At 34.9% G+C, this 14,260-nt stretch carries 8 protein-coding genes; 2 read left to right on the top strand and 6 right to left on the bottom strand.

Translation table 11 applies throughout. The features are described 5' to 3' along the window. Positions 1–5: 5 nt before the first annotated feature. Both GAPWK_RS03260 and GAPWK_RS03265 read left to right on the top strand, forming a co-directional pair. Positions 6–6,263 carry a protein kinase domain-containing protein gene (locus GAPWK_RS03260; RefSeq protein WP_202961682.1) on the top strand — a complete coding sequence of 2,086 codons (6,258 nt, stop codon included), beginning with the start codon at positions 6–8 and terminating at the stop codon, positions 6,261–6,263. Continuing rightward, positions 6,260–7,609 carry a hypothetical protein gene (locus tag GAPWK_RS03265; RefSeq protein WP_025314864.1) on the top strand — a complete coding sequence of 450 codons (1,350 nt, stop codon included), beginning with the start codon at positions 6,260–6,262 and terminating at the stop codon, positions 7,607–7,609. The genes GAPWK_RS03260 and GAPWK_RS03265 overlap by 4 nt, the downstream gene beginning before the upstream one ends. Before the next feature lie 741 nt (positions 7,610–8,350). Here GAPWK_RS03265 and GAPWK_RS03270 read toward each other — a convergent pair. The 6 genes from GAPWK_RS03270 to GAPWK_RS03295 all read right to left on the bottom strand — a co-directional run bounded on the left by GAPWK_RS03270 (position 8,351) and on the right by GAPWK_RS03295 (position 14,254). Next, a complete protein-coding gene (locus GAPWK_RS03270) occupies positions 8,351–9,382 on the bottom strand; it encodes a hypothetical protein (RefSeq protein WP_025314865.1) in 1,032 nt (343 codons plus the stop codon). A 606-nt stretch (positions 9,383–9,988) separates the two neighbouring features. Further along, positions 9,989–10,798 (bottom strand): DUF6708 domain-containing protein, encoded by an 810-nt coding sequence (locus tag GAPWK_RS03275; RefSeq protein ID WP_025314866.1) that lies wholly within the window; start codon positions 10,796–10,798, stop codon positions 9,989–9,991. A 45-nt stretch (positions 10,799–10,843) separates the two neighbouring features. After that, positions 10,844–11,656, bottom strand: coding sequence for a DUF6708 domain-containing protein (locus GAPWK_RS03280; RefSeq protein ID WP_025314867.1), 813 nt, complete (start codon positions 11,654–11,656; stop codon positions 10,844–10,846). A gap of 51 nt (positions 11,657–11,707) precedes the next feature. Further along, positions 11,708–12,520: a DUF6708 domain-containing protein gene (locus GAPWK_RS03285; RefSeq protein ID WP_025314868.1), complete on the bottom strand. Its 813-nt coding sequence runs from the start codon at positions 12,518–12,520 to the stop codon at positions 11,708–11,710. 54 nt (positions 12,521–12,574) lie between these two features. Further along, complete coding sequence (locus GAPWK_RS03290) at positions 12,575–13,384, bottom strand: DUF6708 domain-containing protein (RefSeq protein WP_025314869.1); 810 nt, start codon at positions 13,382–13,384, stop codon at positions 12,575–12,577. Positions 13,385–13,429: 45 nt separating this feature from the next. Then, on the bottom strand, positions 13,430–14,254 hold the full coding sequence (locus GAPWK_RS03295; RefSeq protein WP_025314870.1) for a DUF6708 domain-containing protein: 825 nt from the start codon (positions 14,252–14,254) through the stop codon (positions 13,430–13,432). Between the last annotated feature and the right edge of the window lie 6 nt (positions 14,255–14,260).

The following is a 14,260-nucleotide window of genomic DNA, read 5'->3' on the forward strand; positions in this document are numbered from 1 at the left end:
TAAGAATGGCAATGATGCGGTTTTGTCCTAATTGTCAAACAGAGCGATCTCTTCATGAGATTTTCTGCGAAGGGACTATTAATGGTGAACTCTGTGGTTGGGATTTGTCATCGGTTACTATTAGTGAGACAGGATGGCGTCCACAAAGCGTTATAACTGTTAATGATGTGTTACCAGAAAACCATGTGACTCGCTGTGTTAATGGTCATATCATGGATGCCGGTGATTTAATTTGCATGGAGTGTGGTGCAGATTTAGCCGAGATAGATAACTCAGCAAATACAGAACAAATATCTACTAACCATGAAGAGATAACAACAGAGTCTCATATTACGATTATTGATGATTGGCAGCTACTACAACTTATTAGCCAAACGGATAGTGTGCGTGAACGTTATTTGGTTAAAAGATTGAAAGATGAAAAACGTGCAGTTTTAACACTCTATCATGCTGGTTATGAACCCAATATTGATGTATATGAGGTTTTACGTAATCTTCCTCGTGAGCATGTGCCGGAAATTATTTGTAAAGGCCGTTGGAACGATCAAGCTTACGTTGTGGCAGAAGAATTAACTGGTGGAGTATTAGCTGACCTTGGTATGGTCATTAATGACATGGATACTATTCGCCATGTTCTAACAGAGCTAGGTCAAGCTCTGAATGCTTTTACTGCAGCAGGTTTACGTCATTGTGATTTAAGACCGAATAACTTATTAGTACGAACCAAAGAACCTTTGGATTTAGTGATCACAGGGTTTGGATCGGCAAGACTTTCCGAATTTGATTTAGAAGTTACATCACCTTTAGCGACTACTTTTTATACCGCGCCAGAAGTCGTGGCAGGCGGTGTGAGTGTCGCTTCCGACTGGTGGAGTTTGGGCATTATTCTACTGGAACAATTGACACAAGGTAAATGCTTTGAAGGCGTCAATACACAAGCATTTATTATTCAGGTATTGGCCAATGGTATAGATATTCCAACCACTTTAGACCCTCGGTTACAATTATTATTAAGAGGACTGCTGACTAAAGACCACCATCAGCGTTGGCAATGGCCTGAAGTCCAAGCATGGATTAATGGCGAGTCTGTAGAGACGGCAGAAATTGTGCAACCAACTGCGCAAGACGTTGATCTTGATAAAAGCATTTCCTTAGGTGGAAAAAACTACTATAGAATTAAATTATTTGCGTTAAATGCGGCTAATCCTATTAATTGGCAGGAAGCGATTGAGCTTTTATCTCGAGGAAATTTAGTGACATGGTTAGAGCAAACAGCTTACGACGCAACTAATTTAGCTTCCATAAGGGAGGTTATGCGTAAACAGGATTTAACACCAGATATGCAATTGATGGTGGTATTAAAGATTTTAAATCCAGATATTCCGCTCATTTTAGTCGGTGATATTGTAACGCCAAATTGGTTATTGCAACACCCTAGTGATGGTTACCAGCTTATTACAGGTGATATTCCAAGCATACTAAAAGAATCTGAGATGTGGTTATGGCGTTTACATGAGCGTGCGAATATGGTTCGCCAGCGTGCATTAAACTTACAAATAAAACTTGATGAAGAAGTTTTAAAGATCCATTTGTTATCAGCGTCAAGAGCCCAATTAGCAGCAATATGGTCGGAAAAAAGTGCCTTGTTTCCAGATGCGAATAACGCAGGGCTAATGTCATTATTAGAGAGACGAACCATTAGCGAAGAAGATTTAATTGTTTTACTTAGCGCTGAACTTGGGCAGTTTAAATCATTAGATACTGTAATTAAAGAATCACTCTCACTAGGAAAGAAATTTAATCTTGATATGGCTGATGATAAACCGTTAAGAACGTTGATCGCGCAGCCACGATTAACGCTGTATCAACAGCTAAATGAAAGGATAGAGGGATTTGCCACTACGGGCTTGGATGAAGTCGATCAATGGGTAGAGCAATACCGTCTTGAAAAACGCATGCCATTAACGAGATTGTTGGTTTTATTAAGTATTGGGCTTGAAAAATGGGTTAAGCCACATAAACGGCAGTATACCTATCAGGTTATAGATTTCTTTCATAAAAAAGCCACTACCTCTATATTGCAAGGTCCTTTGGTGAGAATGCACCTAGGAATGTACACTGGGCGTGTCGATATTAATTTATTGGGTACGGAAATAACACCAGCTAATAAGTTGTTAGATCATATTGTACAGCGTAATAGCCGACAGCAAGCCATTGATGTGGCTGCTTTTCAAGCCAATAGTCTTATTGAGTATCAGTTGAATAATTTATACCGTCAATCAAATCTCTACAGAAGAGATACGGGTATTGATGGGTTATATATGGGATTTCCATTTTTACTTTATCAAGAACCTAATAATTATCGATTACCTCGTATTGCTCCGCTATTACTCTGGCCCATTAAGCTTAATTATGATATGGGCGTTCGCAATCGTATTACTCTAGCCTTTGATAATGAACGTGAAGAAATTAGGGTTAATCCTGCATTAGAAGGCATATTAGGAAAGACCTTGTATGAGGGGTGGCAAAGCGTTATAGATGAGTTATTATCCAGATCTGCCCTGACGACACTTGAGGTCATGGATGCATTGACTGCTTTGGGGCGTGTATTGTCTCAACAAGTACAAAATCTACCTATTAACGTTGAAACTGAACGTGGTGAAGTGTGCTTTGCATGTTCAGCTGTCTTATTTGATGTTAATTTCTTAGGTCAATCTATTGGTGAAGAACTTAACCGTTTAAAGAAATTATCACCAGTTAATACCGCATTAGAAACAGCATTACGTTTGAAACCTTATCAAGCATTTGCTGACATTCCTGAAAAGCCTGTAGAGTTAGATCGTTATTTTTCGGTGGCTAGTGACCCTTCGCAAGAAAATGCTGTTTTGCAAGCAAGACAAGAATCAGGACTCCTAATTGAAGGTCCTCCTGGGACAGGAAAAAGTCAGACAATTGTAAATATGGTGGGAGATGCTATTGGTCGAAATAAAACCGTATTGATTGTTTGCCAGAAAAAAGCTGCCTTAGAGGTTGTATATAAACGATTAGCCGCCGAAGGGCTAGATGCACGCAGTATCATGATCAATGATATTAATGCGGATAGAAATACGGTGATTAATAGTATACGAGAACAATTGGATCTATTATTTAAATCTCCTAAAAGAACAGATTGGATCGAAAAACGTAAGCAAGTTGCAGCCAAAATTACAGATTTAGAAAATCGTTTAGATAGTTATCATGAGGCGTTACATCAACAAGATCCTCAAATATGGTTAAGTTATAGAGAGTTGATTGCTGAATTAATTGGCATTAATAAAGATTATCAGTTATTTGCGGCACCTCAATTAAGATCAGTGGTGAGTGATTGCAATCCACAACAGTTAATGGATTTAGAAAATGAGTGTGCGCCGTTAGTGCGTTTTTGGTTGCCTGCCTGTTATGAAAATAGCCCATTAGTCCATTTAAAAGCTTTTTCCCATGATTTAGCGACGCTGGAAGATTTTAAAAAATTCTTTACCTATTTTTTAACCGTTGAGCAGCTAAGAATAGATAAGTTGAGTAGTAGAGCTCGATTTGAGATAGACAATCCAAAACCCTACCAGCAATGGATTGAAACAGAGGGAAATCATTTTCTAACAATTTCAGAAAGTATCCGATCGCGGTTAGTAAAATGGTTGCCTCTGTTTAAGCCGAATACAGATGCTTCTGCTGAGTTAGAAAGCGATTTACTAATTAACCAACTGACTTTACTACAAGAGCGCTTAGCATTGTTAAATGAAAGCAGTTGGTGTGATTTATCGCTTAAACTTTGCTTGTTAGAGTCTGATGTATTAAATGATTTATCAAACAAAGCAAGGCTGATGGTAATGCCTAAACCTTGGTATGGTTTCTTAAGTATTAAACGTTATAAAACAAAGCGAGCGTTATTAGCATTTTTAGCATTACAAGGAGAATTGCCAAATTTAGAGAGTATTCCTAAACTCTATAATGCATTAGTGTTTGAGCAGGAATATCGCCCAATACGTCAAGAAATACAGGCTATATGCGCTAAACTGCAATTACCTGTGCCTGATAATCGTACAAATCTAAATATAAAAAATATCGTCAGTGAAATAGTAACAGGTTTGCAGGAGGTGAAAAAATGGGCTGAAAGGATTATGGCTGCTCCTCACTGTGAAGAAGTTGAAAAATCAGTTCTACAAAGTAAAGTAGCATTTGAACACTTATTAAATGATTATAATGCCGCTTTTGAAAGATATGAATCACGTAAAACTTCTCTAGAAGCACTGTTACCGTTAGTGAATTATTTTGAAGATACACTTTATGGATACTGCAAAACTGCTATCGAAAAAAATGAAGTTTCATCTCTGTTGCTGATAGAAATTAACCGTGTTCTTGATACCCTTGAAGCTTACCAATATTTTAGAAAACGAGTCCCGCAACTATCAGCCAAAGCGATTAAATTGTTTGAACGTTTAAGGTTCTATCAGGAAGACTTAAATTGTTTACCCGTTACAGAGCTTGATAAAAGTTTTAGACAACTATTAAATTATGAGGCTAAACAGACATGGAAAACGCGTATTGAGCAAGATAACCCTGTACTGCTAACCAATGCGGATGAAATACAACAACAAATTGAGTCTTTAGCAACTGCAGATGAAGAGATCCGAGAGTTAAATAACATTCTGTTTAGGCACAATATTCCTGTCGATAAGTTGGCGAGTGCTAGAGAATGGGAGGATATTACACGATTAACAGGGCAACGCGCGAGAAGATTACGAGAGTTTGTTGAGCAAGGTGAGCCTTTAGGACTTATGAGTTTAAGACCTATTTGGTTAATGAATCCTGATATTGTGAGTCGGCTATTACCTCTGAAGGCAGGTTTGTTTGATGTGGTTATTTTTGATGAGGCTTCACAAATGCCTGTCGAGTATGCAATACCTTCACTTTACCGTGGTAAAGTAGCGATCGTCAGTGGGGATGAAAAACAAATGCCTCCTAGCTCTTTCTTTAGTGCACAAGTAGAACTTGAGGAAGATTTAGATCTAAATTTAAATACTGAATTAACCGATGAAGAACAGCAAGAAGTATTGCAAGGTCAATGGAACTCAAAAGAAATTATGGATTGTCCTGATTTATTACAACTTGCTCGTTCGGTGCTACCTACAACGAGCTTACAAATTCATTATCGTTCGGCATATCGAGAGTTAATCGATTTTTCGAATGCCGCTTTTTATATGAATCAATTAAATATACCCGTTCGTCATCCTTTAAACACAATTAAACAAGCTCAGCCTATAGAGTATATATGGGCAAATGGTGTATATGAACAGCAGACAAATCCAAAAGAAGCCAATACAGTTGTTCAAGTTGTGTCCGAAATTTGGCAGCAGTCATCGAGCAAGCGTCCTTCTATAGGAGTCGTTACATTTAATAAAAAACAGGCTGATTTAATTGAAAAGATATTTTATGAAAAAGCAGCTCAAGATAAAACGTTTGCCACCATCTATAAAGAAGAAAATCAACGAGTAGATAACGGCGAAGATATGTCGATTTTTATTAAAAATGTTGAAAATGTTCAAGGTGATGAACGAGATGTTATTGTATTTTCGACAACTTTTGGATGCAATGAGAAAGGAATATTTAGACGCAATTTCGGTGTATTAGGCCAACAAGGTGGTGAAAGAAGGCTTAATGTAGCCATTACAAGGGCCCGTAAAAAAGTAGTTCTAGTCTCATCAATGCCAATAGACGATATTTCTGACATGTTATCTGGCAAACAGATCCCAACTACACCTAGAGATTATTTACAGTGCTATTTAGCCTATGCTAAAGCATTGTCAGAAGGTGATTTTGAGTATAGTAAAGATTTACTTAATCGGGTTGTGGGAAATAGTCAGTTTATTATTGAAAGGGCAGAGACTAAAAGACAAGATGCTTTTCTTGATGATGTTGAAGCCTTCATCCAATCTATGGGTGTAGGATATAAACGTCAATCGGGTAATGGAGTATTTGCGTTAGATTTTGCGATTGAAGATCCAGCAACGAAACTATACAGCATAGGTATTGAATGTGATGCACCTATTAATGCATTATTAACTCATGCTAGATCTCGTGAAATTTGGCGACAATCGGTTTTAAAACATGCAATTCCAAATATTTTACGTATTTCATCACATAATTGGTACGAAAATAAAGAACAAGAAAAGAAACGTTTAAAAACGTTGGTTGAAACTGTATTAACACAAGAGGTAAGTCAATGAGTGGGCCAAAAGTTGTCAAAATTGTTACGCTAGAAGAAGTCACGGCTACTTGTGAAGGCCATTTAGCCCGTCTTGATCAATCGATTAAGCAGTGGCAAAACTCAATGGATAAATTGGGTGAAACAGATGAAATGTTTTATGAAAAGACAATTGCAAAACGAAAAACCTTTGATCAGATGTTAAAAGTAAAGCGTTTCGTAGAAATACAAAAACTTGTACCGATGGAAATAACCATTCTCGAAGATGATATTGCAAAACGCCGACAATTAATTGTAGCATCAAAAAGCCAAGCAGCAATTGAAGAAAAGCAAGCAAAAGAAAATATCAAAGCTGTGGTTAATTTATTAAATAATAAACAAGTGGTACTTTCAGATGAATTAAATAACGATTTACAGGAAGCGATTAAAGGTAAATATCAAGGTAATATTAATCAGCTTTTAACAAAGGCCTTTAATTTACTCAAGCCTAACAACACCACAGAACTTTCACAAAAGCAAAAAGCTTTGCTCAATCGTATGGTGGAAGATGACACCACGCAAACTTTTGCAAGCTGGATAGAGAAACAAAATATTGAATTACAAAAAGACCCTTATATACATAAAATTGAACTCTATCTTGCTGAATTATCATTTGAGCGAAAAGAAGTTTATGATGTATTTATTGAGCGTTTAAATGTTATTGAACAAGAGTTACAACATAGTCGTCAGAAACTATTGCTTGATAGTTTTGTGTTAGACTTGGCTCAAGCAGTTAAAGAAGCCAAGGAGCGTGGAGCTTTACAAACAAAATTAGAATTATTATTAGCCGAATTACACCAAACAACAATGGAACCTTTAGATTTTGATCTAAATACACTTGATACAATTAATATTAATGAATTGAAAGAATTAATTGATAGGTGTGAACAAACGCTAGCACAAATAACCGAAAAAAATGTAGCGACTTACAGACAACAAGCCATTTTGCAAGGATTGGCTAGTCTTGGATATGAAGTACGACATGGTATGGATACTCAGTGGGTGCAAGATGGACGATTAGTTTTACGCAATCCGTCCACACCAGGCTATGGTATAGAGTTAGCAGGTAAAGCAGAGGCGACGCGTATGCAGGTACGGGCAGTTAAATTGACTTCCGAAAGTGATCATCATCGTGACAAAGATATAGAAACGCTTTGGTGTGGTGATTTTACCAAATTACAGCAATGGCTAGCCAAACAAGGTTCAGACTTAATTATTGAAAAAGCATTGCCTGTTGGTGCAGTTGCTCTAAAATCTGTTATTACAGAGGAGATTGACTCTTCAGAACTAGCGACTGATCAAAAAACATTATTTTCTAAAAAAATATAAAATTATGAAGTAAATTAATGTATTGTTGAACTATCTTCACTTAAGATTAATTTACTTGTTCGCTATTTGCTATCTGATCCTCGTCAAAATATTAAGCAGTACTTACCCTCTAATATTGTTATTTAAGTAATACTGCTTTTCATGTTGCTATAGCGATATCCAGCCATTGGCTAAATGATGACGAATGCGATTATAATAAATTTCAATCTATACAAATAGTGTTAATTTATCGATTAATGTAGTTGTTTTTTAATTACTATTAAGAATAATATAGGGTTTTAATCTATGAAAAAGCGTTCAAATACCGCGCTTTACTAACAATTCTCACTTCAATTGATATACTTTGCTTTAATCTATATTGTAATAATAAACGTTTAAAATCAATGTTAGAATACTGACTTCAGCGGTCACTATGAACTATTTCATCTTTGAAAAATAACGCCTAAATAAAGTAATAATCCGTTATTACTTTGTAGTTAATTCACAGCTACCGGTTTTATTTGGTACAAGTTGCCTTACCTATATATCTAGGATTAATTTTCCTACACCAAGGTGATAGACTAGCTCACTGATGAAAAAAATATGTATTTAACAAGGCATATTTAATCGATTATTGTTTAAATTCAGAACTAAATTTTCTGACCATAAATATTTTCCTCTATGATTGTTTAGTTATATCATAGAGGTGACATCTGTGTACTTTGTTGGCGAGGATCAATACTGTTTAATCTTTTTATTTATTCATTTACAAATTATTTCTTTCTTATCATCAATAAGAGTAGCAACTGTTATAAAGTTACCGTAACTATCATCATCAGGATTAATATAATTACGATTAATATATAATGCGTTATAACCATATGTAGCTTCATATTGTTGACCATTATAACGGTAATAAACAATGTGATGCTCTTCCGAGCTATACCTACCTCTCGTCATAAGATCTGGCATACCATTACAAGTCGAGTCTAATGGGTAATAAGGACCTTCATAAGAATTAAATAGTAGTTTGGGTTCAATATCGGGTTTTAATAAATAAATCCATGCTTGTGTATTAACCTGATCACCAGACACTTTACATTCCGCAATAAATAGGTCACCAACATTCGATTTGCATATATCAAAAATCACATTAGTATTAGGTTTAGATTTATCCTCTACGTAAGAATTATCTCCATAATCTGAAAAGTCTTGACTACCACATTTATCATCAGTACTTAAACTCGCCACTAATTTTTTAATAACCAATTCCATTTTTTTATCACTAGCCAAATCAACTTTACCACTGCATAATCGGCCACTCGTTGGTGAACGCAGAGAGCGAATGCGAGTACTGATATATAGAGGATATAATTGATTAATAACGGTATTCAATGCTTTATCTAAACAAGCGGTATTTTTACACTGTGATATTAGTTTATTTTGCTCAACAATTTTTCCATCTAAATTCCAAGGGTCATCGACTAAAGTAATCGTGGAATATTGAAGAAAGCGTGCATTAAATAACTTATTGACTAATTTAGAATTATTGCACGTATTAGCTGGATATTTTGCTTTTGCTTCATTAACCATCCTAATAATATTATCATCTTTATCATAGAAGCCAAATAGACTAATATCCAAACATGGATTAAGTAATAAAATTGTTGATAAGTAGTAAGTAGGGACAAATTCATCGATACTAGGAATGCTTTTCTCTTGCTTAATTTGTTGAGTGTAAGCAGGAAAAACAATTATCAATAAACTTAATAAATAAAAAGTTTTTTTTATCATTTACATTTCTCTTCTTTCATAACCTTCTAGAAACTCTAAAGTCAGATTATTTGTTGCATTTTATTTGGTATGTAATTTCAGCAGTTATTTGTCGAAAATTTAATGAATTCGATAAATTTTCTTATCATATCTCTATAGTCTCGCTTGTATCACTCTTATACTCTAACTCTTGAACAATGCCAAAACCACATAACATTTTATTACTTTCTACTTCTATACAAAATAAAAAACTGTACTACCTAAACAACCTTATAGAGGTGAATATTGCTCTAATATTTTGGCGAGGATTAAACACTGAGAAAACATTGAAGAGAAAATATCATCAAAGGCTATTTTAGTTTCATTAATTCCTTTTTTTATATCCCTCTCGATCAATTTGAGGTAATTAAACAAAACTTTTTAGGTTGGATAATAATATTTGAAAGGAATAAAAAACTCAGAATAAGGATAATCCGTTTTATTTTTTCAATATCCTCTTGAAAATGCTGTTTTTGATGTAACGAAAGTAATATATATTTTAAAAAATATCTGTGCACATATGAACATCAGATATTAATTAAATTTCCTTATCCTTATTCCTTTACTATCAATTTAAGTTTTTTATTATTATTTAATATTATATTTTTGTTTAATGGCAGCTAACTCTTCAAGTGATGTGGCATTAAAGGCTTCCACCATCCATTCTGGCCATCCTTCACCCTCTATCATATCCTGTTTGAATTTTGCTTCTTCATCTGTCTTGTATTCGCCGTCATCTATATCGGCTGATTTATAGTAAATCATAAAACTATTGATCCATTCCCAAACAAAGGTACTACCTGTACCAGCGCGTGCAGGATCTAACATAACATGGTCAATAACCTGATGTGTGCCGGGTTGACATACCATTAATACCGTTGAGGATAAAGCATTACGTGAAAAGTTATGGATAATTACACCATGCATATCATTCCAATCATACTCTTGTATGCGGCGTTTTTTCGGTTGTAAAAATACTTTTGGGTGCCGTAATATTTTAAAGTTAAAAAAGTAACTTTCATTAACATACACTTTACCCGTTTTACGATTAAATATGATGGGACTACCGCGGCGTGAAAATGCATTCTGGTAGAATTCAGGAATAATTAGATATAAACCAAAACTACAAGTAATAAAACCAATTATTCCAATTAGTGTTAGTTCGTGATCAAATCCAAAAATAAACATAACCATACCAACAATTATAATATTCATCCCAATAATACAAACAAAATAAAGACATGTATAAAAAATCTGATCATTTCGTCGCTGACGAATAAGTGCACAATAGTTATCATTGGCAAAAATTAAACGGCGGTCATGTAGTGGTATGCTATAAGGACCTTTATCTAGGTCGCCAAACCAACCAAAGATCTGGGGACGGTATTTTGACGGCATTATTATTTTATTCCTTATTCCTTTGCGTTTTATTTAAGTTCGTTATTATGGTTTGATATTATATTTATGTTTAATGGCAGCTAACTCTTCAAGTGATGTGGCATTAAAGGCTTCCACCATCCATTCTGGCCAACCTTCACCTTCTATCATATCCTGTTTGAATTTTGCCTCTTCATCCGTCTTGTATTCGCCGTCATCTATATCGGCTGATTTATAGTAAACCATAAAACTATTGATCCATTCCCAAACAAAGGTACTACCTGTACCAGCGCGTGCAGGATCTAACATAACATGGTCAATAACCTGATTTGTACCGGGTTGACATACCATTAACACCGTTGAGGTTAAGGCATTACGTGAAAAATTATGGATAATTACGCCATGCATATCATTCCAATCATACTCTTGTATGCGACGTTTTTTCGGTTGTAAAAATACTTTTGGGTGTCGTAATATTTTAAAGTTAAAAAAGTAACTTTCATTAACATACACTTTACCCGTTTTACGATTAAATATAATTGGACTACCGCGGCGTGAAAATGCATTCTGGTAGAACTCAGGAATTGCATAATTTAAAGCAAAACAGCTAGTAATAAAACCAATTATTCCAATTAATGTTAGTTCGTGATCAAATCCAAAAATCAACAAAACCATACCTATAGTTAGAATAATTCCTAAAATAATACAAACAAAATAGAGACATGTATAAAAAATCTGATCATTACGTTCTTGGCGAATAAATGCACAATAGTTATTATTGGCATAAATTAACCGACGGTCATGTAATGATAGGCTATAAGGACCTTTATCTAGGTCGCCAAACCAACCAAAGATCTGGGGGCGGTATTTTGATGGCATTACTGTTTTATTCCTTATCCTTATTCCTTTGCATTCTATTTAAGTTCGTTATTATGGCTTGATATTATATTTTTGTTTAATTGTAGCTAACTCTTCAAGTGATGTGGCATTAAAAGCTTCCACCATCCATTCTGGCCAACCCTCACCTTCTATCATATCCTCTTTGAATTTTGCCTCTTCATCTGTTTTGTATTCGCCGTCATCTATATCGGCTGAGTTATAATTCACCATAAAACTATTGATCCAACCCCAGACAAACATTCTACCTGTTGCTGCTCGTGCAGGATCTAACATAACATGGTCAATAACCTGATTTGTACCGGGTTGACATACCATTAATACCGTTGAGGTTAAAGCATTACGTGAAAAATTATGGATAATTACGCCATGCATATCATTCCAATCATACTCTTGTATGCGGCGCTTTTTCGGTTGTAAAAATACTTTTGGGTGCCGTAATACTTTAAAGTTAAAAAAGTAACTTTCATTAACATACACTTTACTCGTCTTACGATTAAATATTATGGGACTTCCAAGACGTGAAAATGCATTTTGATAGAATTCAGGAATAATTAGATATAAACCAAAACTACAAGTAATAAAACCAATTATTCCAATTAGTGTCAATTCGTGATCAAATCCAAAAATAAATATAACCATACCTACAATTAATATACTCAACAAAATAATCGCAACAAAATAGAGACATGTATAAAAAATCTGATCATTACGTTCCTTGCGAATAAAGGCACAATAGTTATTATTCGCATAAATTAAGCGATCATCATGCAGTGGTAGGCTATAAGGACCTTTATCTAGGTCGCCAAACCAACCAACGATCTGGGGGCGGTATTTAGATGGCATTATTGTTTTATTCCTTATCTTTATTCCTTTACTATCAATTTAAGTTTTTTATTATTATTTAATATTATATTTTTGTTTAATGGCAGCTAACTCTTCAAGTGATGTGGCATTAAAGGCTTCTACCATCCATTCTGGCCAACCTTCACCTTCTATCATATCCTGTTTGAATTTTGCTTCTTCATCTGTCTTGTATTCGCCGTCATCTATATTGGCTGATTCATAATTCACCATAAAACTGTTAATCCAACACCAAACATGAAAACTACCTGCTCCGGGTTGAGCCGGATCTAACATAACATGGTCAATAACCTGATGTGTGCCGGGTTGACATACCATTAATACCGTTGAGGATAAAGCATTACGTGAAAAATTATGGATAATTACGCCATGCATATCATTCCAATCATACTCTTGTATGCGACGTTTTTTCGGTTGTAAAAATACTTTTGGATGTCGTAATATTTTAAAGTTAAAAAAGTAACTTTCATTAACATACACTTTACCCGTTTTACGATTAAATATAATGGGACTTCCAAGGCGTGAAAATGCATTTTGATAGAATTCAGGAATTGCATAATTTAAAGCAAAACAGCTAGTAATAAAACCAATTATTCCAATTAATGTTAGTTCGTGATCAAATCCAAAAATCAACAAAACCATACCTAGAGTTAGAATAATTCCTAAAATAATACAAACAAAATAGAGACATGTATAAAAAATTTGATCGCTATGTTCCTTACGAATAAATGCACAATAGTTATCATTGGCAAAAATTAAGCGATCATCATGCAATGGTAGGCCATAAGGACCTTTATCTAGGTCTCCAAACCAACCTAAGATCTGGGGACGGTATTTTGACGGCATTACTGTTTTATTCCTTATTCCTTTGCATTCTATTTAAGTTCGTTATTATGGCTTGATATTATATTTTTGTTTAATTGTAGCTAACTCTTCAAGTGATGTGGCATTAAAGGCTTCCACCATCCATTCTGGCCAACCTTCACCTTCTATCATATCCTCTTTGAATTTTGCTTCTTCATCTGTCTTGTATTCGCCGTCATCTATATCGGCTGATTCATAATTCACCATAAAACTGTTAATCCAACACCAGACATGAAAACTACCTGCTCCGGGTTGAGCCGGATCTAACATAACATGGTCAATAACCTGATGTGTGCCGGGTTCACAAACCATTAATACCGTTGAAATTAAAGCATTACGTGAAAAATTATGGATAATTACACCATGCATATCATTCCAATCATACTCTTGTATGCGACGTTTTTTCGGTTGCAAAAATACTTTTGGGTGCCGTAATATTTTAAAGTTAAAAAAGTAACTTTCATTAACATACACTTTACCCGTCTTACGATTAAATATTATGGGACTACCAAGGCGTGAAAATGCATTTTGGTAGAATTCAGGAATTGCATAATTTAAAGCAAAAAGGCTAGTAAAAAAACAGGCTATAACAACCAGATCAACAAACTCTATTTTAGAATTATCATGTAGAACCGCTAGCCAAAGACATCCTATGATAGTTCCAATCAACAAAATAATGGCAATAAAAAAGATACAAGTATAAAAAATCTGATCACTATGTTCCTTACGAATAAATGCACAATAGTTATCATTGGCATAAATTAAACGACGGTCATGCAGTGGTAGGCTATAAGGACCTTTATCTAGGTCGCCAAACCAACCAACGATCTGGGGGCGATATTTTGATGGCATTCTTAC

The sequence above is a fragment of the Gilliamella apicola genome (assembly GCF_000599985.1).
In the GTDB taxonomy this organism is placed as follows: Bacteria; Pseudomonadota; Gammaproteobacteria; order Enterobacterales; family Orbaceae; genus Gilliamella; species Gilliamella apicola.

Bases quoted from the DNA above. Each gene is read 5' to 3' on its own strand.
- GAPWK_RS03260 (WP_202961682.1), top strand. From the start codon at position 6: ATGGCAATGATGCGGTTTTGTCCTAATTGTCAAACAGAGCGATCTCTT.
- GAPWK_RS03265 (WP_025314864.1), top strand. From the start codon at position 6,260: ATGAGTGGGCCAAAAGTTGTCAAAATTGTTACGCTAGAAGAAGTCACG.
- GAPWK_RS03270 (WP_025314865.1), bottom strand. From the start codon at position 9,382: ATGATAAAAAAAACTTTTTATTTATTAAGTTTATTGATAATTGTTTTT.
- GAPWK_RS03275 (WP_025314866.1), bottom strand. From the start codon at position 10,798: ATGCCGTCAAAATACCGTCCCCAGATCTTTGGTTGGTTTGGCGACCTA.
- GAPWK_RS03280 (WP_025314867.1), bottom strand. From the start codon at position 11,656: ATGCCATCAAAATACCGCCCCCAGATCTTTGGTTGGTTTGGCGACCTA.
- GAPWK_RS03285 (WP_025314868.1), bottom strand. From the start codon at position 12,520: ATGCCATCTAAATACCGCCCCCAGATCGTTGGTTGGTTTGGCGACCTA.
- GAPWK_RS03290 (WP_025314869.1), bottom strand. From the start codon at position 13,384: ATGCCGTCAAAATACCGTCCCCAGATCTTAGGTTGGTTTGGAGACCTA.
- GAPWK_RS03295 (WP_025314870.1), bottom strand. From the start codon at position 14,254: ATGCCATCAAAATATCGCCCCCAGATCGTTGGTTGGTTTGGCGACCTA.